The organism is Bacteroides sp. NSJ-39 (assembly GCF_014287315.1).
Classification (GTDB): domain Bacteria; phylum Bacteroidota; class Bacteroidia; order Bacteroidales; family Bacteroidaceae; genus Bacteroides; species Bacteroides finegoldii.
In genome coordinates, this window is record NZ_JACOOB010000005.1 from 80785 (window position 1) to 106972 (window position 26188).

20 protein-coding genes and 2 pseudogenes are annotated in these 26188 nt (G+C 39.4%); 15 read left to right on the forward strand and 7 right to left on the reverse strand.

All coding sequences use genetic code 11. The features are described 5' to 3' along the window. The 5 genes from H8S63_RS07590 to H8S63_RS07610 form a co-directional block, all read right to left on the reverse strand. The gene (locus H8S63_RS07590; RefSeq protein ID WP_186926365.1) at positions 1-2367 is read right to left on the reverse strand and encodes an RND family transporter; all 2367 of its coding nucleotides are present in this window, start codon (positions 2365-2367) and stop codon (positions 1-3) included. A 213-nt stretch (positions 2368-2580) separates the two neighbouring features. After that, a complete protein-coding gene (zupT, locus tag H8S63_RS07595) occupies positions 2581-3396 on the reverse strand; it encodes a zinc transporter ZupT (RefSeq protein WP_004309915.1) in 816 nt (271 codons plus the stop codon). Between the two features lie 114 nt (positions 3397-3510). Further along, complete coding sequence (locus H8S63_RS07600; RefSeq protein WP_004309916.1) at positions 3511-3741, reverse strand: hypothetical protein; 231 nt, start codon at positions 3739-3741, stop codon at positions 3511-3513. A 56-nt stretch (positions 3742-3797) separates the two neighbouring features. Continuing rightward, positions 3798-4031 (reverse strand): hypothetical protein, encoded by a 234-nt coding sequence (locus H8S63_RS07605; RefSeq protein ID WP_004318707.1) that lies wholly within the window; start codon positions 4029-4031, stop codon positions 3798-3800. Next, on the reverse strand, positions 4028-4654 hold the full coding sequence (locus H8S63_RS07610) for a TetR/AcrR family transcriptional regulator (RefSeq protein WP_004309917.1): 627 nt from the start codon (positions 4652-4654) through the stop codon (positions 4028-4030). Before H8S63_RS07610 ends, H8S63_RS07605 begins: the two co-directional genes overlap by 4 nt. A gap of 259 nt (positions 4655-4913) precedes the next feature. On the opposite strand from H8S63_RS07610, the gene H8S63_RS07615 reads away from it, so the two are divergent. Beyond that, complete coding sequence (locus tag H8S63_RS07615; RefSeq protein WP_004318703.1) at positions 4914-5075, forward strand: hypothetical protein; 162 nt, start codon at positions 4914-4916, stop codon at positions 5073-5075. A gap of 182 nt (positions 5076-5257) precedes the next feature. Here H8S63_RS07615 and H8S63_RS07620 read toward each other — a convergent pair. After that, positions 5258-6386: pseudogene (locus tag H8S63_RS07620) on the reverse strand (OmpA family protein). Between the two features lie 458 nt (positions 6387-6844). Between H8S63_RS07620 and H8S63_RS07630 the strand changes: the two are divergent. The 12 genes and pseudogenes from H8S63_RS07630 to H8S63_RS07680 all read left to right on the forward strand — a co-directional run bounded on the left by H8S63_RS07630 (position 6845) and on the right by H8S63_RS07680 (position 24351). Then, the gene (locus H8S63_RS07630) at positions 6845-8497 is read left to right on the forward strand and encodes a lipopolysaccharide assembly protein LapB (protein WP_062694790.1); all 1653 of its coding nucleotides are present in this window, start codon (positions 6845-6847) and stop codon (positions 8495-8497) included. 299 nt (positions 8498-8796) lie between these two features. After that, positions 8797-9738 (forward strand): hypothetical protein, encoded by a 942-nt coding sequence (locus tag H8S63_RS07635; protein WP_004311519.1) that lies wholly within the window; start codon positions 8797-8799, stop codon positions 9736-9738. A gap of 2791 nt (positions 9739-12529) precedes the next feature. Further along, the gene (locus H8S63_RS07640) at positions 12530-13114 is read left to right on the forward strand and encodes a pilus assembly protein N-terminal domain-containing protein (RefSeq protein ID WP_004318691.1); all 585 of its coding nucleotides are present in this window, start codon (positions 12530-12532) and stop codon (positions 13112-13114) included. Between the two features lie 151 nt (positions 13115-13265). Further along, positions 13266-13703, forward strand: a complete 438-nt coding sequence (locus H8S63_RS07645) for a copper resistance protein NlpE (RefSeq protein ID WP_004318689.1) — start codon at positions 13266-13268, stop codon at positions 13701-13703. Beyond that, on the forward strand, positions 13703-15106 hold the full coding sequence (locus H8S63_RS07650; RefSeq protein WP_004318688.1) for a hypothetical protein: 1404 nt from the start codon (positions 13703-13705) through the stop codon (positions 15104-15106). Before H8S63_RS07645 ends, H8S63_RS07650 begins: the two co-directional genes overlap by 1 nt. Before the next feature lie 204 nt (positions 15107-15310). After that, a pseudogene (locus H8S63_RS07655) lies at positions 15311-15610 on the forward strand (hypothetical protein); the annotation flags it as partial. Between the two features lie 286 nt (positions 15611-15896). After that, positions 15897-16262, forward strand: coding sequence for a hypothetical protein (locus tag H8S63_RS20015; RefSeq protein ID WP_008017067.1), 366 nt, complete (start codon positions 15897-15899; stop codon positions 16260-16262). A 73-nt stretch (positions 16263-16335) separates the two neighbouring features. Beyond that, positions 16336-18675: a TonB-dependent receptor domain-containing protein gene (locus tag H8S63_RS07660; protein ID WP_004318683.1), complete on the forward strand. Its 2340-nt coding sequence runs from the start codon at positions 16336-16338 to the stop codon at positions 18673-18675. 35 nt (positions 18676-18710) lie between these two features. Continuing rightward, positions 18711-19727: a hypothetical protein gene (locus H8S63_RS07665; protein ID WP_004313753.1), complete on the forward strand. Its 1017-nt coding sequence runs from the start codon at positions 18711-18713 to the stop codon at positions 19725-19727. Between the two features lie 399 nt (positions 19728-20126). Next, positions 20127-21314, forward strand: a complete 1188-nt coding sequence (locus tag H8S63_RS07670; protein WP_008771494.1) for a clostripain-related cysteine peptidase — start codon at positions 20127-20129, stop codon at positions 21312-21314. Positions 21315-21550: 236 nt separating this feature from the next. Beyond that, on the forward strand, positions 21551-23203 hold the full coding sequence (locus tag H8S63_RS07675; RefSeq protein WP_138273820.1) for a lipopolysaccharide assembly protein LapB: 1653 nt from the start codon (positions 21551-21553) through the stop codon (positions 23201-23203). A gap of 581 nt (positions 23204-23784) precedes the next feature. Next, a complete protein-coding gene (locus tag H8S63_RS07680; RefSeq protein WP_004318675.1) occupies positions 23785-24351 on the forward strand; it encodes a DUF3575 domain-containing protein in 567 nt (188 codons plus the stop codon). 7 nt (positions 24352-24358) lie between these two features. Here H8S63_RS07680 and H8S63_RS20020 read toward each other — a convergent pair whose 3' ends face one another. Then, complete coding sequence (locus H8S63_RS20020; RefSeq protein WP_225680069.1) at positions 24359-24655, reverse strand: hypothetical protein; 297 nt, start codon at positions 24653-24655, stop codon at positions 24359-24361. Between the two features lie 55 nt (positions 24656-24710). Here H8S63_RS20020 and H8S63_RS07685 point away from each other — a divergent pair, with 55 nt between their 5' ends. Both H8S63_RS07685 and H8S63_RS07690 read left to right on the forward strand, forming a co-directional pair. Beyond that, a complete protein-coding gene (locus tag H8S63_RS07685) occupies positions 24711-25409 on the forward strand; it encodes a hypothetical protein (RefSeq protein WP_225680067.1) in 699 nt (232 codons plus the stop codon). Then, positions 25291-26118 (forward strand): hypothetical protein, encoded by an 828-nt coding sequence (locus tag H8S63_RS07690; protein ID WP_225693909.1) that lies wholly within the window; start codon positions 25291-25293, stop codon positions 26116-26118. Before H8S63_RS07685 ends, H8S63_RS07690 begins: the two co-directional genes overlap by 119 nt. The last annotated feature ends 70 nt before the right edge of the window (positions 26119-26188 follow it).

Genomic DNA, 26188 nt, shown 5'->3' on the forward strand with positions numbered 1-26188 from the left:
TTAATTGATTGTTTCATTGGTTTCTATCTCTTTCCCGAATAACCGGAACTTTTGGAATAACACGGGTGTAACGCAGAGGTCGGCCACGAGTGCCGATACGATACCCGCTACGGAGAGCAGACCCATGTGTATAAAAGAGAGGCCTTCGGAAGTCATGTAAATAGCGAAGTTCGCACATATCACGACACTGGTCAGAATGATTGGTGTCCCGATCGTACGGAACGAGCGGAGAATGGCATCCCGATAATTACCTCGACGGTCGAACTCCAAATGCCCGTGGTTGATGAAGTGAATGGTGTCGTCGACAGCCAAACCGAGGATCATCGGCATAATGGTTGCGGTCATCATATCCAACGGGTAGCCCAGCCATCCCATCAGTCCGCCGACCACCAAAGCCGGAGTGATATTGGGTATCAAACCGATAAGCCCGATGCGTACACTGCCAAAGACCAACATCATTAGGATGCCGATAATAAGGAGAGAGATGGCAAATGAAACCATCTGCCCGCGAGCCACGTACTGCATCATCACGGTAAATTGCGGAATACTACCCACTGTAGTGACAGAAGCTTCGGGGAAGAGCCTGGCGGCATTGGCTGCAATATCGTTCAACTCTCGTTCTACCTCGCCGGAGTCAAAACTGCTGATCTCCACCATCAGGCGCAAACGTCGATAGTCGTAATCGATCCAATATTCCGCTTCGCTACCGCCTGCATTCTCGTAAAGGAGCAGCAGTTGTGCCACCTCTTCCGGATTCGTCGGAATACGATAATAAGCCGCATCTCCTTCGTGCAGGGTTTGATTCAGGTCTTTTAGGATATTCAGCACTGTAGTCGTTCGCTTGGTTAGCTTATAGCCTTCGGCCTTTTGTGCCAGAGAGTCTAAGCGTACAAGCATTGCCGGCGATTTTGTCAAGCCGTCTTCGAGCAGGTCTATCATGACGTCGTAGGTGTAGATGGATCCCAGTTCGCTTTCACCTACTTCCAGCAGATTGTTTACATAGGCTATTTTACGTCCCATGGTGCGTTCTATGTCAAAGGCGGTCTCTATCTTGGTGAATTGATAAATGAGTGCTGCGGTAAGCAGCCCTGCAATCCATAGGATCAATGTGCCATGCCGGAGTACGCTTTCTCCCAAACGCCCCAGTTGATGGTCGAGCCACCGTCCGCCGGTTTCCTGCACTTTGGGATGAGGTTTGCCGTTCTTGCCAAAACTCAACAGCACGGGCATCAGTGTAATGGCAATGAAGAAAGCCAGCATCACGCACGAGGAGGTAGCGATACCAATGAACCGCATGGGCTGCATCGGAATAGCGAGAAACGACAGCAGGGCGGCAAAGGTGGTGAGTGCACTGAACAACACAGGCCAGCCCATTTCACCCACGGTCTCTTCTACGGCTCGTCGACGTTCTCCGTGTAGAAGGAATTGCCGTTTGAAATAGGAAAAGATATGTATGTTATAGGCTATCGAGACGGCAAACGCCAACAGCATAGGTATCATCATCATACCGCTGTCTATCGTCATGCCGACATATCCCAACAGTCCATACACAATCACAATTGAGCCTGCCGCCGTGATAAGTGGAACGACAACGCCCCGTAGGGAGCGTGTTATGAGTAACAAAATAAGAATGGAAACGAGTGCGGCAATGCCCATCACACGGGGCATCTCTTTGCCAATCCATTTCATCTTCATGGCGGTAACGTAGGGCAAGCCTGTGCCTTTGGGATGGAGCTTTTGGTATTTGTCTTTAGTGATGATATGCTCCAGCTCATTCCCCGTTAGCACTTCAGGAGAAACGGCATTCTTACCTTTATTCCACACTGAATCTTTAGGAAAGGTACGCAACTTGAGAATAATCCACGAGAGCGTACCATCTTTGGAGACAAGCCGCTCGGCAATATGTGGCTTCATATAGGCTTTGCGACGTATCGTTTCCAGACTTGCCGCATCAGTGGGAATAAGGTCAGGCACTATCTGCTCGATAGTCATTCCTTCTTCATTCCCTACCATAAATTCGATGTCAGTGAGCGAAGTGATTTTGTCGGCGTATGAAATGCTATCCATCATTTCGTTCGTGAGTTCGCGGATGAGCTCTAAGTTCTCTTTCATAAACGAATTGTCGCATTGGGTCAGTACGGCGGCAAAATTGTCATTGCCGAATATATCCTTGAATTCTTTGGTCTTGACAAGCATCGGGTCGTCTTCGAGGAAGTAGTTTTCCCACGAAGCACTCACCTTGAAATATCTTAACCCTGTAAATCCTATGGCGAAGACGAGGATAAACAAGCTTAGTACAAGCCATCGTTTTTGTACCATCCATCTGCCCTGACGGGCAAACCAGTCATTGATTCTTTCTATTTTCATATCGTTTGTTATTGGTAAGTTCATTCATTTCAACACATTCAGCAGCGTGACGAGAAATAGCTTTCCACTTTGGGGCTACATATGATAATGGTGACAATGTGCGTGGACACAAGAATGCTCTTTGTGGGCATCATGCACGTGACAACGGCAGGAGTGAGAAGTGTTCATATTCTTTCTTTTTTTTACTTATGTTTTTTATATTACTTAGTCTTGCTAACACAACATCAGCAGGTTGAGTGCCATAACCGCCATGCCTGCTACCAAACCATAGATAGTATGATGGTGCTTACCGTATTCTTCGGCAGCGGGTAGTAACTCATCAAGCGAGATAAATACCATGATACCGGCAATCATCCCGAAAATAACGCCGAAAACATGGTCATTGAGGAATGGTGCCAAGATAAGATAGCCGATGACGGCTCCTACCGGCTCGGCCAATCCCGATAGAAATGAAAGCCAAAAGGCCCGTTTACGATTACCTGTAGCATAATAGATCGGAACGGAGACGGAAATGCCTTCGGGTATATTATGTATGGCGATGGCACAGGCAATAGGTATAGCAATGTTTATATCCTTCAATGCTGCAAGAAACGTAACCATACCTTCCGGGAAATTGTGTATTGCCAGCACCAAGGCTGTCACTACATCGACGCGTAATAATTGAGGCTTTATTTCAGTCTTTCGTTCTTCCTTTAAGCTCATTTCTTCCACCCGATGCATTTCGTGTGGATTTTCGTAGTGAGGAATTAGCTTATCAATAAGTAGAATCAATACGATTCCCCCGAAAAAAGAAAGTGTGGAATGAAGAGTTCCGTCGTCCTTGCCATGTATATTGGCAAGAGTCTGCAAAGAAGAGGCAAACAGATTGGCGAAAGACATATAAATCATTACTGCTGTTGAAAATCCCAATGAAAGAGAAAGGAATGAAGTATTGGTGCGCTTAGCAAAAAATGCAATCGCACTGCCTATCCCTGTGGATATACCGGCAAACGATGTTAGGAAAAATGCTATAAGTACTGGTTGAGACATGGCTATGATGGATTGGAAGTTAGTGCGTCAAAAGAGAACAAAAGTTTGTTTTGTTCAGAAGCAAAGCGAGCCGCTCTTTGCAGGCGGCTCGCTCGGTAGGAGAAACAGTTAGATTTAGAAATAAGACGTTTCATGCTTTTGGCAACTAAGTTTAGTTCGGTCAGTCTGCGGATGTACGATGTTGGTACTTTGATCTTTCGTCCCAATAATTTCTTTGGGCAAAACCTTTCCGATACGGGAGACTGCCCTGCTTTGCGTAACCCATGACTCCTCGCAGAAGAAAAGCCCGTTGACTCCTTGTACGAGTGTTAATTCGTCGTTGCTGATGATGTTGATGATACTCATATGCTGATTATTATTTAGTGATTCTTCTGGAATGACTCGGCGTTCCAACTCCTGCATCAAACGAAACGCTGCCTGACAAGATTGCAGCATCTGTCCATGCAGGCTATAGGTGTGGAGTCGAGCAGAAGGTAGCTGATGCCTATTGTCTCGGAATCAAATACAAAAGAGATTCGATTGTTTACAATCGTACAATCATTTCCGCAAGGCTTGCATTGCAGACAAGACGAGAAACGGATGTTTTGATTAGTTATCTCTTGACAGACAGGATGTTTCAATAGTTCTGCCTTCATCTTTCATTCTTTACATTCATGAGTTTCTTCCATCCTCCCGTGCTAAAGCGAATATACTCACTGATGAAACACTCTATCTCTTCGCAGGAAAGTTCCTTATGTTGCACCACCTCTTTCATCATATTAATCCACCAAGAGCAGGTGAAGTGCATGAAGAACGGAGAAATATCGGTATGTAGTTCCGGATGGAGTCTTCTCATCTTTTCCATATATTCCATCCCTATTGTGGCACTCTTCTCAATCCACTCTTCCAAATAATCTTTGAGGCGAGAATGCTGCGTAGAGAAAAACAGCAAATTTAATTCACTTCGGTAACGAGTTATAATGCCCATAAGCTCCTGCAAAGATGCACGATGATATTCATCTGAGATAAATATGTCAAGGGAGAAATTCTCCGGTCGGTTGTGATCTTCCAGCATCCTGTACATAGCAGCCAAAAGAGGACGCAACACATCAACCAGTAAATCGTCCTTACAGGGATAGTAATTGTATATATTGCTCAGACCAATGCCCGACAACTTAGAAATCTCACGCATAGACACCGACTTGAAGCCCTTTTCGAAAAAAGCTTTCTGCGCTGTTTCCAGCAATAGCTTACGTATATAATCCTTCGTTGTTTGCATAGGTCAGAACATAATTCTTTATTTTATAACGCAAAATTAGTCACATATTTTTTCGGTTGCAATACCTTAAAATGATGATTTTTTTACTTACCATTCCCCATTTATGGTAATTCAGCAAATGAAATTTATAACTTTCAATATGCTACTCCTAATCATATCAAAGCTACAAATACTCACTTATTTACAATCTCTAGCACTCACTTTTTTTTGTTTACTTTTGTCTGTAAACCGCTACTGACGTCATTAAATACATAGTAATATGAGCAAAAAAATCAAAGACCAAGAAGTTCTTTTGGTCAAAGATCAGAAGGACGATAGCCTCCGAGCCGTAGTCGGAGCAGATGGGAAAAGCGGACTGAAGTTGCATTCTTTCAAAGTCTCCTTTGAGAGTGTCGTTGCCAGCGTGCATGTATACCAATAGACGATTACTCACTACCAATATAAGGAAAAGTTGCATGCAAATGAAATTTATCATACGCCATGCAACTTTGGAGCCAATTCATAAGAAGAGGAGCTAACGGAGAAAAAGAACTTTTTCAGTGCCCTCAGATTTCGGGCTTCCTTTTTTATTTACCTTCAACAACTCCAAATATTCTTATTACATCAATCTTCGATAGTACATACACTTACACGGTTCCAATCCGGTTCGGTAAACATGTCACCTACTCCCTGATCTTCGGCAGTAATACGAGACGTATTAATCTTGTATTTATTAACAAGGATTGTTTTTACAGCTTCTGCACGTGCGGTAGCAATTTTTGCGTTGATCTCAACATTGCCTTCTGGAGAAGCGTACCCTTTAATAATGACTTTTGAATCGGGATATTTCTTCATGTAGGAGGCTACACGTTCCACATTCGGTAGCTGTGATGCATCCACTGATGAGCGACCTTGTCTGAAAGTAATGATAGATTCCGGAACGCGGGCAGTCTTGACTACTGTTTCAATGGGAACGACCTTTGTACGACATTCTTCCAACTCTTTATGCAAACCGCTAATTCTTTGGTTAGCATTGTTTAGTTCTCTGTCACGACTGCCCACCTGTTCGCGAAGTGCATTAATAGCAACATTCAAATCATCAATTTCGCTCTGATTGTAGACTTTTACTTTAGTAAAGTAATGATTCCCAGTACTCATCTTGAAGTGATAAGTCAATCCGGCAGTCAGTTCAAATGTTGCATTGTTTGCATTGAAACGACTCTTTGCCTGATTAAAATCACCTTGCATATCATATACGATAGCGGGCTTAATTCCCAATGTCCATGCTTTTGTTTCACCGAGGTTGAAATTAAGATTCAATCCGAGACGGGTAGACCATGAATTGTCATCTCCTTTACCATTTACATAATAATGCAACCACCCCATTCCGGCAATAGCTTCTATCTCAAACAAACGAGGTTTGCCCCGATAGCTTGCAAATAGATTTATTAAGTTAATTTTACTTAACAAGCTGACATCTAAAACATCAAAAGCTGTTTTACTCGGAGTTGTATTGATATATCCCATTCCCTGAAATTCCAAACCGAAAACTAGGAGTTAATTGTTTGGATATTCCAACTCCGAAACCGGGACGCATCCCTTTAAAGAAAGAGGCGTGAGTGAGAGGGGTAACTGTTCCTGCATTCACTCCTACAGACCAATTGTCCATAAACTTTGTTCCTTCTACAACTGATTGGGCATTTACAATAAATGTTCCCAAAGTAAAAACTAATAAAATAGCAATTTTCTTCATAATCTATTGTTTTATTTTTTTCGAATGCAAAAGTAAAAAGATTGCAGAGCTTTTTAGTTGTAGGACAAAAGAATAAATCTAATACATTGATTTTTATTTTACTTATAATCAGTAGTTTGCAAAAATGGTTCAATTAATAATCTAACACATATCTAACACCCTTGATAAAATTCAAAAAAGCACTTACACTTACACCTTTAGGGTAGTCAAGTTTATTTTTTAACAACAACGAGTGAACTGATACTTTTACTCTGAATAGCAATAACTTACTGCTATTTTGTACTATTACGATTATACATATTATATAATATGCTAATAAGCAATTATATATTGTTAGGCCCAATAAAAAATATATATAAATAGCGAGCGATAATCATATAAGTTAAAGAATAATTTATATTGGTAAAATATTCCTAATCGCCCATGCAAAAAATAAAACACATTATTATATTCGCAATATGAAATGTAAGATTATAATTGGACTATCAGCTATTCTCTATTTTACAGGTTGTTATAACAGGGAACAGACCCCTCGCCTTAGTGAGGCTGAAAAGCTAATGCAGAACAACCCGGATAGTGCATTAGCAATACTACAAAAACTCAAACCAGAAGGCAACCGGGCTGAACAGGCCAGATATGCATTGCTCTATTCCGAAGCTTTGGAAAAAAAACAAATGAAAGTTACTGACGATTCATTGATCCGCCAGGCTTGGCAATATTATAAACATTACCCCAAAGATTTACGTCACCAGTGTAAAACTCTATATTATTGGGGAAGAATTAAATTACGCACAGGTGATAAACCTGGAGCATTACGTCTTTTTCTCAAAATAGAAGAGAAACTGACAGATACCGATGAATCTTATTACAAAGGGCTTTTATACAGACAGATCGGTGAAGTATATTATAAACAAATGAACTACAGCCGGGCATATCATTATTTCCACGAAGCCAGAAATAATTTCCGCCAATCGGGTGATATCCAGGAGGAGACAAAGGCAACCCTTGACATGGCAGCCGCTACTTTTCACTCAAAAGATATAGAAAAAGCAATAAGGCTGTATTCGGCGGCTCTTGACTTGGCCGATGAACATAATAACAGTAATCTGATAGAAGTCAGCCTTACTAATCTTGCATCACTATATGTGATATCCAAACGGCATATATCCAATGACCTGTTACAGCGAATCGAACTTTCCGCCCGACAGGATACGGTATATGGATATCACACATTGACAGATGTAAGTCTTTTGAAGAATCATATAGACAGTGCACGGTATTATCTGGAGCTTGCAAAGGCGCACACTACTGATATTTGCGACATGGCAGAACTACAATACACTGCATACCATATCGAAGCGCAGGCTAAAAATTTTGAAAAAGCAACGGACAATGTACATCGCTATATCTACTTGAACGATTCAATAATGCGCTCAAACATGCAATTCTCCGCCGGTATGGTCGAGCGGGACTATTTTAAAGAGCGAACAAAATTCGCCCAATACAGAATGAAAAACCGGACTGTCTGGGAAATAGCTATAGCAGCCGCTACCTTTTTTATTATTGGAATTGCCTGGTATATCGTCCGCCAACGTTTACGCATGCAACGTGATCGTACCAACCATTATTTGTTATTGACAGAGAAAGCCAATTCCGAGTACAAGGCTCTTACTGAACGCGTGAAAGAACAGCAGACTACGGAAAGTTATTTAAGAGGATTGGCTGCTTCACGCTTTGACATTGTCGATAAACTTGGAAAGACCTACTATGAACGTGAAAATACAACATCGCAACAGTCAGTCATATTTAATGAAGTAAAGCAGATAATTACAGATTTTGCAGAAAGCAATGAAATACTGCAAGAATTGGAAAAAATCGTAAACACTTGTCATGACAATGCCATGTACAAGCTCAAGGAAGATTTTCCGACCATGAAAACTTCTGACACCAGGCTGTTATGCTATATTTTTGTAGGATTCTCACCACAAGTAATTAGCTTATTCATGAAGGATACGGTGGCTAACGTATATGCTCGAAAATCACGGCTCAAATCACGTATCAAATCTGCAAAAATAGTAAATAAAGAACTGTTTTTAAATCTTTTGGGATAAAACGGTACATTATTTACGGTAATATATTTTTGACAGGTAAAGGCGCATTTCAGTAATTATATGGATAAAACAAGGAATATGCTTGGCGAGATGAAATAACTATACACAATCCATCTTATAAGTTGTGATCAAGAAAAACAATATCAAAACAGATTTGAACAGTCTTCTTAAAAAGGCAAACAATCTACTTTTGCTTATATATTTGGAGAAGTAGCTAATTTGAAACATAATGCTTTAAATATATCTGACGGATACAATTCAGGAACAGATAACAGTTTATTTTTTTATTATATAAGAACATGCAAAAAAAGAATTTATTCGGAATACTTATTTTAATTGCTTATTTCGCTTCCTGTAATCAAATACATAAAACCCACTATGAGAATGGATGGTATCACATCCTATCACAGCAAAAAGACAGTATTGCTAAAGAGTCTATTGTAACAGTAAAAGATTTTGTTTCGTTACGAATGGATTCTGATGAAAATGGGACATGCGTAATTGTGGGGCAAATAAGCAAGCATAAACTAAAAAAATGGGCAAAAGAAACAGAAAAGGCAATTGGCAAACATATAGCTTTTGTACTTGACGATACGGTAATCACAAATCCAAAGGTGAATGCAAGAATTGAAAACGGTGTTTTTCAAATATCGTTACCTCATGGCTACGATTTAAAAAACATATATAATAAAATTAGGAAAGAGAAAATAGATTCTATTGAAAGTATATTCAAAGGTTGGGAGAAAGATTCCATCTATTACTCATCCAAAGAGAAAGCCGATTCAATTGTGTTTGCGATAGACTACTGGGAGGCTTCTGAATGGGTGGATATGTCGGTCAATCCCGAAGATCATTATTGGTGGGGAGATTTAGATACTGCCACCTACAGCAAATTAGAATCTGCCTTATGCGAAGAAATTGCCAAGCCAAATTTCAGCAGCCGTGCAGAAGATTATATGAAGTTGGATACATATAAGAGGTACAAGGCGTATCTTTGCGAAAATGCAGACTATATTAATCTCATGTTTCAAGGTTTCTTGTTTACAGAACCGGCTACCGGACTATGCGGGTTTCTAGTGGATGATATAGTGAGAAGCCGATATCCCACTGCCCCAAGTATTCGGGTAATGACCTTAAAGATAGATAACCAAGATGACGAGATGTTCGCCAAGTTGAAATATCAGAAAGCTATTTGGCGGTTGATGAATAAAGAAAGAGATGCGAAGAGTAACAAGCAATGAGAATGGTAGCTATGAGTAATTTGAAAAACAAAGTATTAACAGCAATGGGTATCATAAAATACTCATTTGGTTTCTGACGATTATTCCTGTCGGTATTCCTTTATGTGCTATTATTGGGCTTATGTATGGTATTAAAAATAAAGATACAATATTTACCAAATGCTCTGCCGTAGCTTTATTTGTTGGAATAGCTTGTATTGTTTATACTCTATTAGTTATAAAATCTACGTAGATTGAAATATTTACCAAATATGTGAATAAAAGATTATCAATAAATATAGGGAAACAAACCAAAGGTGTATGGATATAAATAAGGTTATTAATGATGTCTTCAAAATTGTACTAAATATTTTATTTGTATTTACAAAGAGTTATTTGACAACATAGCACCGCAAATCGCTGAAATTTGCACGGTTGCTAATTCGTTACCTCTATTTCTCAAATACTCTGCTAAAAGTTTATTCTTCAATCGGTTAAATCCAACCGATGAAAATCTAAAATAAAAATACACGATAAAGATATAAAAGAAATCGTGTTTTGTTTAGGTAGATTTTACACCGCTCGATATGCTTAAAAATTATCGTCAAAGTTGTAACGAATAAATCAGCAGCTTCCATACTCTGTTCACTTTCTTGGGAATAACCCAACAGATGCTTGACATCCTCTCCTTTTTTTTTGGGGGGGGGTAAAAGTTATTTTTTTCTCCTGAAAATAAAATGGCCTTGGTAGTCTTGAAGTCCTATATCAACTTTTCATATTCATAACTGATTAAATATTTAACTAGTAATATTCGTTACCAGTTATTTAGTGGTGTTCAGATTGCCCCTCTTCATTCACTAACCAATCCTAAATCGTTAATGTGATTCGTCAGTAATTAGCAAATTTCCTTAATATTTAGTCCCTCCAGACTATTATTAAGGCAAGAAAAAACAAATCCGTTTAATTCGGAGGCAAAGTCAACAGTATACAGATAGATGAAATCTCCTTTATAGAACATATCTCCTTTACGGCTTTTAACGAAGTAATACATTTGAAAGACTGTATTCATTTACAACAACTGATCAAAGTTAGGATTAAGGTACTTGCTGCGGATTCAAGCTACACTAATAATATCAATTTAAAAAGTTTTACAAAATACTTCTTTAAGTACAAGGTCTGAGCTATCTAAATTGCTCCATTTCGTAAGATTTGATGGTCAGAACTCAGCCATGAAAGTGCTACCAGATTGAAAGGAAGTTTTAAAATGTAGAAATAATATTATTTACAGACCAGAATAAAAAGCCAGAAACAGGGAAGTGGAAATATTTTGGATTTTCTTTGGAGTACATACGTTCAATGCGGTATGTATGATTGAAAAGGTCACGAAGAAAAAAAAAGAACGGCAGCATAATCTGACTAAAATAAGAGGAGAGAGTGGGTGAACTTCACCTAAAAATGAGGTATATAATGCATGGATGGAAAAAATAGGAATATGTAAATGATATTCTATAAAAAATGGAAGACTGGGGCTTTTCGAAAAAATGAAGAGAAAAAAAATTATATAAAGTGTTTTTTTTATTAACTTATAGGAAAGAACATCTTATGAAAGAGAATCAATTTATTTTTCAAATCATTCGTATTTGTTTGTGTCATAAAAAGTCTTAAAACAAAGTTTATTTGAATATTAGATACTCATTATATCTTTGTGCCTTCAAACAAAGAGTACATTAAATCAGAACAAACAGCCGTTTGCACGAGCATTGAATTTAACTTTATAATAAATCTAGCTGTGTGGTGAGAGATGAGACTGCTAGCGAGATAATCTATTTATTAGAACTTAAGTGCCCCTATTGCATGAGTGAATGTTCAAGAGTATGGCCTGAATGATATCAAATGAGTACAGAAAGCGACTCGAAACGATATGGAAGATAGCTATATGATACCCTCTAAAAGTAAATCTATCAAGAGACGTCAGACGTTTATGACAATGTTTTTTTAACAATACGATGTCACAACACATAGCTTTTGTAGATGAGTTATTTTAAGATAATATTGGTGACAACAACCGACTTTTGTATGGTACCTCATTTCAATATCCTTAAGTTCGTCAGTATCCCCTCGGAAAACGTTTTGTCGTGGACTTGCGAGTACCTATCTCTTGCTGTTCAAGAAATCTTGTGCTATAGAAGATTTATTGTGTATGGTTTGAACACACGTTTTTGATCATCCACAATTATAGTTGAGTGATACCACCTTCAACTTGTAAAAAGAATGTTCCGTTTGTTGGATAAAATACTTTTTGAATTGGCCATCCTTTCTTGATTTTTATAGAATATGCTAAAAATACATTCAATTTTTACTTTGAATGGCTCATTCACTAATTAAGAATAATATTATAGGGAATATATGGTATTTGTGAAATATCATAAAAAGGGTCTTTTTCAAACACTGTTAGGGATACTGTAACAGTCGGTGTTATAATAGTGTATCACTCTATTATGAAGATTGACCATATAATCAGAATTAGCAATGTGAAACATATTTTTTTAAGTTTGATATTGGAATAATATTGTTTTTTTATGCTTTTCGAACAGATGTTAGTTCAATGTGAGATAAAATAATGTTTCATAACACTAAGGTGTTGATTGTTAGATGTATATGAATTGAGGTGTTAGATTTTTAAAATCATTTTATAATTCAAATACAATTTCGCTTTATTATTTTTGCTGGCAAAGAAAAAGTAAGAAAAATCTGACTTTTTTATTTATGAGTACTCATTAGCATTTTATCTATTAATTTAAATTTATCAAAAATGAAAACTAAACCTTTTTTAAAATCGATGGCATTAGTGATTTGTTGCTTAACTTCTTTTGTATTGGTATCATGTGATAAGGATGATGATAAGCCCAATTTAAAAATCAGTCCTAATAAAGTAGAAGTTGCAGTTGGTAAAACGGTTACTGTGTCTGTTAGTAATGGTACTGCACCATATACGACGAAATCAAGTGATGCAAAAATCGCAGTTGCGAAATCAGATAAAAATGCGATTGTAATTACCGGTGTAAAAGATGGTTCAGCAATGATAACTATTACGGACCGGAAGGGAGTTACAGGAAAAGTTGCTGTAACTGTAAGAACTGTAAAAGAGACCCCAAAAACTCCAAAAGGACTGGATTTTGATAAACAATCTATTACTGTGAGTGTTGGAAAAGATGGTATAGTAACAGTAAAAGGTGGTGCACAGCCATATTCTGCCGTTGCGAAAGATGTCAATATTGCTACGGTATCAGTCAAGGAAAATAAAGTCAACATAAGAGGAGTTAAGGCAGGAAAAACTACTATTACAGTTACAGATAAGGATAAGAAAACGGGAACTATCAATGTGACGGTTAAATAGTTTTCTTTTTTTTCTAATTTTATTGTAATGCATAGCGAGTGAGACGAAGATAATTTCGTTATATACTGCTATGCATTTACAATAAGTCTTTGTATATAATGATCTTGCGAGTTATAATTAACCTCAAATTATATGTTAAATATTTTAAATTATGAAATTGATTAAATTGCATTTATTGGTAGCAGCCATGATAATAGTAACATCAGGCTGTGTTGGATCTGGGAAGAAATATAAACAACAAGAAAATAGTGCTGCCGGAGTAGTGGATAGCAAAAACAAAGATTGTTATGGCACCTATGAAGGCATATTACCTTGTGCCGACTGTGGTGGCATCAAAACGACATTGAAAATTAATAGTGATGCAACTTATGATTTGCGGAGTGAGTATCTGGGTGAGGAGAATGGTATTTTTGAAGAGAGCGGTGTATATAATATGATAGGCGAAAACATCATTGAACTGGTTACTCCTTCATCGGGTGCCAAAACATATTATAAAGTTCTCGACGACGCAGTGGTCTTGTCTGACAGTACGGAAATCTTCAACAATAGCGGGCGGCTCGCAGCACAATATATATTGAAAAGACAGTAATGTTTATGTGTGATAGGACATGTGATTTGTTTAAGGTAGGAAATTTTAACATAAAAAGGTGCCTATTATTTCTTGTCTGTATAATGTTATTAGTTGCTTGTGGTGAGAATGATCCGATTGAATCCCGGAATCGACATCCCAGGCAACAGGAAGAATCTCATAGTGAACAATCCGGATCAGTTCCCGCTGTGGCTAAAGAGGATGTTGCAGCTTATTTTAGATTTGATATGTCTAGAGATATAAATGTTGCGTTAGGACTTGTTGAAGCACAGAAAGAGACGCTGCAGATAAACGGGAAAATGATAAAAATAACTGAGGCTGTAGTGAAAAGGAAAGATTATCAAAAAGGCTCATTTGTGCTATATGTTACAGGCACGGTAAATGGTTCACCTTTTAAGAATGAATTCACTTTTACCGGCTTTGTGAGCAAACCTGACGATTATCAAATGGTTAATGGTGCACAAGCTGAGTGGAAAGCAAATGCTGATTATTATGCAAAGCTTGATTTTGATAGCTTTTACAGATTACATAAAGTGAACATGTTTACAATTGAGAATTTAGGCCGGTTAGTGGACTTTTATTCTATAAATGTAGGGGGAGAAAAATATCTTTTTACTCTGGAAGATCTTGAGAAGACGGTTCTTGAAGATATAAAATATGAGCAAAATCAGCTTTCTTTCTATCTTAGGTACAATAATAGTAGGTCTAAAAAAAGAATATCACTTCTGTTTGACAAGAATAAATATTATGAAGGAAAGGTTACTGTAAATACAGATTTTATAAAACAGAAGTATATGAGAGGGATATATGAAAATCCATCTCTATTTAATGGTCACATTTTTTCATATGATGAAAGTGCGTATGCTGTGGAAATCAGTACAACTCTGAAAGAAAAAAGCGACACAGGCAACATGCTTACACTACATTTAAGCATGTATGCAAAGGGTAATGGTGGCTTGTTGCTTGCAGAATTTGATAAAATATTCACCGGTTTTAAACCCTTAAGTGAATTGAAGAATGAGTTGATAGCCTACTCAACACCGGATTTGCATGAGTTTGTGAAAAATAAACTTAAGAATAGTAATTATGGTGATGTGAAAAATAAGTTTTCCAATTCTATAGATAGATGGATACAGTATGTGGAATTTGTAATTAAGGATCATGATTCATTGCAATGGGAAAAGAATAAATGGAGCAAGAACGTCTTGAATGGTCTCTTTTCTTCTGTAAAGGATATATATTTGGATAATGTAAGATTTGAACTTAACTCCGCCCAATTAAAGGAGATTGGCGGAAAGCGTTTTTTGTATATTGTTTTTCAAATGATTGGTGCTAATGATTTGGTATTGACGAGTGACGCTATTCTTTTTAATATGTCCATACACATACCTTCTTCGTTATAAAATGATTTGTGACAAATTGATCCGGTCCAATATTGTGTTTATATTTAAATTGAAATTCACAATGATATCTAAGACAAAAATATTCCTTTTTTTTCTTGCAAGAGCTTTATTTATTAATGCACAACAATAAGAAAAAAAGAGGAAGTAAAAAATGATTCCGTTTACTAACTTCAGGAGGGTAGTAGTAGCCTCTCTCGACCAATAAATATAAAAAAATCTTTCTATTGGAATGAAGACAAGATAAAAGCTGGCATATCTGTACAAGGAAATTGGCGTAACCAAAACTTTCCAGGTACACTTCCGCAAAGAAAGAATATGGTAACCGGAACATTTGAACGCGATTTCGACATCAATCCTTTCTCTTATGCTTTGGGAATGAGCCGTACTTTGCGTCCTCGAAATATCAACGTGAACTGAAGTATTATCGTAACAATTGGACACCGTTCAATTTTAAACGAATTTAAAAACAATTATATGAGAATCGAAGTACTTGATTTTAAAATAATAATGCTCATCGGTCAAAACTTATCAAGAGATCATTACTGAATATTTTCTGGGAGAAGAATCATTTTGGTTTTAGGGGGCATCTTACACAGGCCCTCCAATATGAACAGGAATAAAAATAGGAAGATTTATTATAGCCTGTTATCATACAGCCGGTAACGATGTGTCGATTTATTTGATTCCCATATCAAAATAATCGGGACAATATATTTAATCGTACTTGATCGTAAAATCATCATTTATAGGTATTGCGTACAATTATGCAATCTGCTATCTTTACAACCTAATGGATAATGCAAGAAAAAAGCGGAAATACAGAGCCATAGTGGCATGCTTATTGTTGCTGACTATGATGCCTTTCTTCTTTGTGAAAGCCTTTCATGTTCACAAAGAAGATTTATGTATATCTCATGATGAGCAACAATCTTCCCATCATGATTCTGCCGATAAATGTGCTATCTGCCTGTTCACTTTATCTTCATTTACCGAAGCCGAGAGCTTTGAGTACAATTGCGTTCAGACAGAGAACCCCGTTGAATATCTTATCCAAAAGGAGAAGGACATTACTGTTACTTTTCCCCTATTGTCTCTCCGCGCTCCTCCTGTCCAACTATTACAATCCCTCTCATGGGTTGCATGCATTATAAGATGACATGTGAAAGAGGGATGCTGTGCCCTTTGGTTATCTTAAACAATTTATAACTTCATTACAATTTTCGTAAAGTATGACATTTCATGCATATTTCCAATATGTGTGTCTATTCATTGTCTGGCTGTGTGCAATATCTCCTACAAGGATGTATGCACAGAAATACCGACAGCAATCAGATACACATAGGACACTGTTGGTTGTAGATAAGGAAACCGGACGTCCGATTGAAGGAGCTTACATCTTATTGGAGAATCAACCCCTTGCCAGTTCAACCGGAGGAAGAATCATTATCCCTTGGAAGACAAATTCCAAGGATACAGTTCTTGTACAGAGTTTGGGCTACAAATCTCAATATATATATTTGAGTGAGGCATTCAAAAAGGTGAATATTCAAACAGTATATCTTTATCCGGAGATAAAAATTCTGGAAGAAGTCATTATTACCGGTGAGTGCTCCGGAGTGACTCGGAATACGGTAAGCAACAACCTTACTTCCTTCGCAATCAATCGCGCATTGGGAACTTCTCTCACCTCTCTGCTTGAACAGGTCAGTGGCGTAAGTTCCATCAGTACGGGGACGACAGTTGCCAAACCTGTCATCCAAGGAATGTATGGCAACCGGATATTAATCATAAACAATGGTTCCCGCCAGACAGGCCAACAATGGGGAGTTGATCATGCTCCTGAAGTGGATATGAACGGAAACGCTTCCATTCGGGTGATAAAAGGTTCTGACGCGGTACGATATGGTTCAGAAGCTTTGGGAGGAATTATTGTCATGGAACAGGCTCCCTTACCCTTCCGGAAGAAGGCCTTGAAAGGAAAGACTTCCATACTTTATGGAAGTAATGGTCACCGTTATGTGCTGACCGGACAGTTGGAAGGCACTTTCCCTTTTCTCCGTGACCTTGCCTGGCGAGTACAGGGGACATATTCAAATTCCGGAGACCGTTCCACCGCAAACTATCTTCTAAATAACACTGGAGCCAGAGAACATCATACCTCCGCTTTACTCGGCTATGACCGTGGACGTTTAAGAATAGAAGGATTCTACAGTCACTTTTACAACCGGACGGGAGTAATGTTCAGTGCCCAGATGGGAAGTGAAGATCTGCTGGCAGAACGTATCCGATTGGGACGTCCCCTGTACACAGATCCTTTCACGCGAAGTATCGCATACCCATATCAAAAAGTTACCCATCAGACAGCCATTGGTAAAATGAAGTTCAGTATGCGGAACGCAGGAAATCTTTACTGGCAAAGTTCCTGGCAGAAGGACGACCGACAGGAAAACCGCATCCGGCGTCTGGGTTCCGACATTCCAGCTGTTTCCCTGCACTTAAACTCATTACAAAACTCTCTCTGCTGGAAATTGAATTATAATTCATGGCAAACAGAGGTTGGGGGACAAATTATGTTCATTGATAATCACAGTCAGGCAGGAACAGGTATTGTTCCCGTTATTCCCAACTATACGGAGACACAGATGGGAATATATGGTATCGGGAAGTATAATTACAGTAAAGGAGGAATTGAAGCAGGTATTCGTTTTGACGGACAGGAAACCCGTGCCAGTGGTTATGACTGGACAGGAAGTCTCTATGGAGGAACAAGAAAGTTCAATAACGTATCATACAGTCTGGGAGGTCATCATCATTTCTCTGACCAATGGAAGCTCACCACTAATTTCGGGCTGGCCTGGAGAGCTCCTCACGTGTATGAATTATATAGCAACGGAAATGAACTCGGATCCGGAATGTTTGTCAAAGGAGATTCTACCATGCACTCCGAAAGGAGCTATAAATGGATATCTTCCATCAGTTACAGCAATAAGGTATTCAGTGCCCGAATGGACGGTTACCTGCAATGGATAAGCGGCTATATCTATGATGAACCGAAGAAAGAAACCATCACTGTTATTTCGGGGGTATACCCTGTATTCCAATACAAACAGACCCCGGCTTTCTTTCGCGGAATGGATTTTGACTTTCACTTCATGCCCATAAATTCATGGGATTATCACCTGATTGCTTCTTTTATACGGGCAAATGAACAGACGACAGGAAATTACCTTCCTTATATCCCCTCTTCCCGTTTCAGCCATGACCTCTCATGGCTTCACGAAACCAAATCGCATTCCAAATTACGTTTGAGTATCAGACATCGATTCGTGGCAAAACAGACCCGGTTTGACTCGAATACGGATCTTATTCCCTATACCCCTCCGGCATACCACCTCTTGGGGTTCGCTGCTAGCTTTGAGTGTCCTGTAAAATACGGATACAAACTACAATTCATGATAGCGGCAGACAATATCTTGAACAAAGAATATAAAGAATACACTAACCGTTCACGCTACTATGCACATGACATGGGATCTGATGTACGTTGTGTAGTGAACTGGAGTTTTTGATTTATAACAATTATTATTAACCAAATAAATAAAAAATGAAAACAAATGTATGTAAAATCGCATTGATGTTCCTGATAGGAACAGCTCTTTCGTTGTTGTTCAATTCATGCAGTAAAGATCCTGTAATTCCTGAAAATGAGACAGATAATAAATTGCATGAAGATCCTTCCAAAATGACTATCCGTCTTGTGGAATGTCACCTGCATGCAGACTGGAATGAAATACAGAAAGTCGGTGGACCTCACCAGAATCCGGAATCTCCGGCCAAGCACATGAAACGTATTCAGGAAATAACTTATGAGCTGAAAGCCGGCAAGGGTTGGAGGCTTGCCGAAGGCAGTCAAAGCAAGTTCTACGTGCAGAAAAATGGAGACTACTATACTTATGGGAAATACACCCCGGCTCCCGTTTATTTGATGTTCATCTATTACTATAACGCCAAAGGAGATTTGATGAACAGCCAGTTTATAGAAAACGGGCAGGATAATATTCATCAACATTTCTTCACGCCTGAAAATGTAAAACCCACATTTGACGGTCAGCCGGAAGCCGATGACAATGAACCGCAGAAATTGGTGGATTATCTTTATGTGGACACTACCCCCTGGGACAAGACCAAACATAGCAAGGAAGCTGAAATAACAGGAGACAGTAACCCGATAGGTTTGAAAGGAGTTATCCGTTTTTTGAAAGACCGTAAGGAATTCGACCTGAAAATTCGTCTTTATCACGGCTACAAATCCAAGGGCAATCCGGAAACAGGTACTTTTGATCCGTTCTATAAACCTTCCGGAATATTGATCCAGCGTGGTACATGGGATATCAACCTAAACATTCCGGTAGTGGTGTTCTGGAGCCGTGAAGAGACTGTGGGGGTAGACGAAGACACGAACCCCGAAGGGGTGGAAGAAGACGGGCTTGATGAAAAAAGTAATCGTGCCATACATTCAATTATGGGAACCTTCAATCTTACATGGAAAGAAGCGCTTGAAGAGTTTATAATTTACACTTATAAGTCAGGGGATGTGGAAGCCGGAGCGATTTGGCTTTGAAAATCGGTTTGGACTGCCATAAGTAACCATAAAACTGCCTGTTGTGACATTGGTGCCGGTATTGTTTCAACAGGCAGTTGTTCCTGTTAAACCGTTTCATCTTTTTTTGCAAGAATGAAACGGAAACAAGTGCCATTCGGCAGTGTCTCCAATGAGAACTGCCATAGGGCATTGAAAAGAAAATCATCTCGTGTTATAAACGATTAAATTCATGCTGTTTATTAGAATATTCAATATATTGTGAGATAATGAGTCATAATATTGTAAGATTATAAGAGGATTTGATTCTATGAATATCAGGAAATGGTTATTTACAATTCACATTTAAGATAAAATAGAGATTTTACAATGGAAGGCTATAATAAAAAAGTAATAATGAGTTATTGGACAATTTGCAGGATGAAAACAACGAAAAAAATCTACGTAAAGGTTAGCATTATCTTTTTATTGGGAGGAATTTTACTTTTTTCTTCATGCGAGAAGGAGGAAAATCAAAAGATAGAAGCCAACCGGAAAACATTATTCATGTATTTGCCATGGTCCTCAAATTTGACGAACTATTTTTATAATAACATATCTGACCTGGAAAAATGTATAACGAAAATAGGGCTGAACAATGAGAAAGTAATTGTTTTTATTTCTACCGGTAGTACGGAGGCCATGATGTTTGAAATTGTGTCTTCTCACGGGAGATGTAAACGTGAAATACTTAAAAAATATAAGTCTCCGCCTTTTACGACAATCGATGGGATAACAGCAATTTTAAATGATGTAAAGGCATTTGCTCCGGCTTCTGTTTATACCATGATTATAGGATGTCACGGTATGGGATGGCTTCCTGTTTATGAGATGAAAGTGCGTTCCGCACCTCACATGAAAATGCATTGGGAATATCAGGGTGTTCCATTGACACGTTATTTTGGAGGACTGACCGCCGAATACCAAACAGATATAAAATCTCTAGCCTCCGGTATTGCTAATGCAGGCATGAAAATGGAATATATTCTATTTGATGACTGTTATATGTCATCTATAGAGGTTGCCTATGAATTAAAGGATGTTACAAAATATTTGATTGGTTCTACCAGTGAGATGATGGCATACGGAATGCCTTATGCCGCTATTGGGGAATATTTACTGGGGAATCCCGATTATCAATCGGGATGTGAAGAATTTTACAATTTTTATTCAACCTATGAAATAATGCCTTGTGGGACATTAGCAGTAACGGACTGTTCAGAACTGGAGAATATGGCAGCCATCATAAAAAGTATCAATAGTAAATATTCTTTTGACAAATCCCTGAGGGGAACAATCCAACGTTTAGATGGTTATACTCCTGTAATATTTTATGATTTTGCAGATTATATAACCTCACTCTGTAACGATCCTATATTATTAAACCAATTTAGAGAGCAGCTAAATCATCTTGTTCCATATAAAACCCATACAAAAAATTTCTACACTATGGCCAAAGGTATTATTCCTATCAATACATTTTCCGGTATAACAACATCCGATCCGAGTGACAATCCTATGACTGTGCTGAAAGAAAATACATTATGGTATAAAGCAGCGCATAATTAAAGTTGATAATAAGATGAAGAATACTAAACTCCCAAGCCTGCATATTTTATAACTTTTTGGTTATTGTCTGTTTTTGGAAATGGTATATATAGGAATTGAGAACTATCATGCAGGGAATCATGCAAAAAAAGTATTTATGGTTTCTGTTGAGATACAAAGAATGTAATAATAATTATATTTCTTCTAATAAAAGCTTTCCGCATCGAAATGTGTTTGTTACTCCTAATATTCGCAATATGAAATATAAAATTATAATTGGACTATCAGCTATTCTCTATTTTACAGGTTGTTATAACAGGGAACAGACCCCTCGCCTTAGTGAGGCTGAAAAGCTAATGCAGAACAACCCGGATAGTGCATTAGCAATACTACAAAAACTCAAACCAGAAGGCAACCGGGCTGAACAGGCCAGATATGCATTGCTCTATTCCGAAGCTTTGGAAAAAAAACAAATGAAAGTTACTGACGATTCATTGATCCGCCAGGCTTGGCAATATTATAAACATTACCCCAAAGATTTACGTCACCAGTGTAAAACTCTATATTATTGGGGAAGAATTAAATTACGCACAGGTGATAAACTGGGAGCATTACGTCTTTTTCTCAAAATAGAAAAGAAACTGACAGATACCGATGAATCTTATTACAAAGGGCTTTTATACAGACAGATCGGTGAAGTATATTATAAACAAATGAACTACAGCCGGGCATATCATTATTTCCACGAAGCCAGAAATAATTTCCGCCAATCGGGTGATATCCAGGAGGAGACAAAGGCAACCCTTGACATGGCAGCCGCTACTTTTCACTCAAAAGATATAGAAAAAGCAATAAGGCTGTATTCGGCGGCTCTTGACTTGGCCGATGAACATAATAACAGTAATCTGATAGAAGTCAGCCTTACTAATCTTGCATCACTATATGTGATATCCAAACGGCATATATCCAATGACCTGTTACAGCGAATCGAACTTTCCGCCCGACAGGATACGGTATATGGATATCACACATTGACAGATGTAAGTCTTTTGAAGAATCATATAGACAGTGCACGGTATTATCTGGAGCTTGCAAAGGCGCACACTACTGATATTTGCGACATGGCAGAACTACAATACACTGCATACCATATCGAAGTGCAGGCTAAAAATTTTGAAAAAGCAACGGACAATGTACATCGCTATATCTACTTGAACGATTCAATAATGCGCTCAAACATGCAATTCTCCGCCGGTATGGTCGAGCGGGACTATTTTAAAGAGCGAACAAAATTCGCCCAATACAGAATGAAAAACCGGACTGTCTGGGAAATAGCTATAGCAGCCGCTACCTTTTTTATTATTGGAATTGCCTGGTATATCGTCCGCCAACGTTTACGCATGCAACGTGATCGTACCAACCATTATTTGTTATTGACAGAGAAAGCCAATTCCGAGTACAAGGCTCTTACTGAACGCGTGAAAAAACAGCAGACTACGGAAAGTTATTTAAGAGGATTGGCTGCTTCACGCTTTGACATTGTCGATAAACTTGGAAAGACCTACTATGAACGTGAAAATACAACATCGCAACAGTCAGTCATATTTAATGAAGTAAAGCAGATAATTACAGATTTTGCAGAAAACAATGGCATACTGCAAGAACTGGAAAAAATCGTAAACACTTGTCATGACAATGCCATGTACAAGCTCAAGGAAGATTTTCCAACTATGAAAGCTTCCGACACCAGGTTATTATGCTATATTTTTGTAGGATTTTCACCGCAAGTAATTAGCTTATTCATGAAGGATACGGTGGCTAATGTATACGCTCGCAAGTCACGGCTCAAATCACGTATTAAATCTACGGAAACAGCTAATAAAGAATTATTCTTAAGCCTTCTGGGATAGGTATTTCAACTTTATACTAGGTTCCAATGACTAATGCATCATCCGGTAATTAAATCTAGAATATGTTCAGATTGTTTTTGCCATAATACCGGAATGATGTAATTGTAGAATGGTTTTGTCATGGAGGTAAGCCATAACAGGTTTAATTCTCCTGGGAGGTATGTCCGGAAAGTATGAAGATGCTTTCATTATAATATCTGTTACTATTCCAGTCAATTGTCAGAAACTTATTGATTGCCCTATATTTTTTAAGGTTGTAAATCATCTGTTAGCGTCGTGTTAGAAAAATAAGAAGAACGAAGTCTTTATGTTTTTGTATTATAATGTTTTATGCAATGCGGACGTTAGATTTGTGGTTTCATTTTGTAACTCGTGATTTATGTGTTATTACTTTTGCAACTAGGAAAAACAAAACAGATGTGATAATATAAAACTGTTTCTTGTTCATTAAAATACTTCATTTTTACAGGTTGCACGTAGAATAAGAACAGTCTTATTATGATGACACAGCTTTTCATCCGTTTACTTTGGGTGCATGTTTTGTTTATCCACTTAAAGTTTGAGTTATCCTAGTTTGAATTATGAATTTGAATAGAAAAAAGTACTTTTTATGTTTTGCCTGTGTCTTGGCCTGCCTTGTGTATTCAGACAAGGTTTCCGCGCAGTTTTATTCTGTCAGAACCAATCTGGTGGGTTTAGGTACGGGGAATCTGAATGTGGAGGGTTCCATGGCTTTTTCCACGCATTGGTCCGCCCATCTTCCCGTACAGTACAATCCTTTCCGTCTTTGGGATGACGGCAAGCTTAAAAACTTCACAGTCCAGCCTGGTGTGCGTTATTGGATGCGCGAAACTTACGGAAGGGGTTGTTTTATCGGGCTCCACGGTGTGTTCTCCATATATAATGCGGGTGGTCTGTTCGGACATCGCTACCGTTACGAAGGCACAGCTTTCGGCGGCGGGCTTTCTGCGGGGCTGGTGCGCCCCCTTTCGCGTCGCTGGAATCTGGAGTTCGAACTGGGTCTCGGTGTTGTCTGGGCCGACTGGGAACGTTACCGTTGCGTGAACTGCGGTAAGCGTACCGGCAAGGGCTCCGGTGTCTATGTGACACCCACACGTACCGCCGTTAATCTGGTTTATCTTTTCTGAAACCATCTTATCTGTTGAAACAAGATATAAAAAGTTGAATGATGAATAAGTATCTCAAATCCCACATAACGGCCGCCGCTTTCTGCGCGGGAGTGTTACTGGCCGTGTCCTGTTCCACTTCCCGCGAACCGCGGACTATGCGGCTGTTTATGCAGTCCGGCCGTCCTAATATTTTTCTTCCCCACGAGGAGAGCGCACCTTCCGGAGTGCTTGCCGAACAGGTGGGGTTCACCACTTCTTCGGACACTCTTCCCGGTGAGTTCGAAGAGGTCTCCGACAGTACGGATGACGTATGGAAAACCATACACCTGGGCGGTGTTGACATCGTCGCTGCACGCACGGTCGTCAAGCAGGTCACCATGCGGGAAGGTTCCGTGCGTTTGGAATTCAATATCCATGTCCCTTCCCTCCTGATTGACAGTTGCTGGCGTGTCACACTCACCCCGATGCTCTGCACCTCTGACAGTTCAGGCTTCCCGCTACCACCTGTTGTGCTTTCCGGTTCTTCCTTTACCCGCATGCAGGAAGCGGACTATAAGGCGTACAGGCTGTTTCTTAATGGAATTGTCGATCCTTCGGCTTATGATAGTGTGTATCTTGACCGTAAAGGCATCAATAAGGATATCGCCTGCCGGCAGAGGTTCTTCTATGAACTTTACGGCAAGGAGCGCGACCGTCAGCTTGCCTACGAGAAGTGGAAACGCCTTGCCCTTGAACGCCAGAATTTCTGGAACACGCGTACGCAGGCCAACCGTGCGACACTCCGTCACCGCCTGGAACGCAAGCGGATCGAAGAAAGCGTACGGCGCTATGTGGCTGGTCGTGACACGCTCGGGTTGTGGGCCTCCTATGACCGTAAATATCATCGTACGGCCTCCTTTTGGCCGATGTACCGGCTGGAACGCGAGCTTACCGCCGATCGTGTACCTTCGAAATTCCGTGACCTTTATAACGGGGGGGCGCAGCCTGTCCAACATACACAACTATGTCCTCACCGCCACCGATTCGATGGACATCTCCCGCCACCGTTATTTCTACGACCGGATTGCCGAAAATGAGATGAATGACCGTAACCGTGATGAAATCCGCCGGCGTATGATTCCCTTCCCCTATATCGACTCCGTGATGGTCCGCCAGAATTCGGATTCAGTTTCCGGACATGATTATATCTACAACTATGTATATTCTCTGCCCGTCACCGATGGAATGAAAAAGCTCCGTGTGCGGCTAGAGTCTATCGTGGAAGCCACCGACCGCAGCACATGGCGGCCTGCCGCCTCGGACACGCTGCTCTTCATTGTGGCCTCGCTTAGCGACCTGGTTGACCGTTCCGCTCTGGACCAATATGTCATAGCTTCTGCGGAGACAGACTCTCTTGCGGCAAGCGGTCCCGTATATACTCCGCAGGGAGAAGAGTATGCCGAAGCCTTGCGGCTCCTTTCAGAGCGACAATACCGGCAAGCCTTGCCGATATTGGAAAAACGGCCTGACTATAACACCGCCCTTTGCCTGACACAGCTCGGTTATCATAAAGAGGCTTCCGCTCTTTTAGACCAGTTACCCGTAGATTCCCGCAAGGAATACCTGCATGCTGTGGTAAGCGCCCGGCAGGGCGATGATTACTTAGCAGTGGAACATATGCTTGCGGCCTGCCGCATGAATCCCAATCTTGTCCTGCGTATTCCCCTGGATCCGGAACTGTCGGACCTCATTCCCAAGTTCTTCGGGCTCCGTATGGAACTGGACAGGATAGCGGAAGGGAAATAGTAAAAAGTAGAAAGAACAAAACAGGAAAAAAAGTATAAGTACGAATTAAATATTAACAAGTGTTTTATTA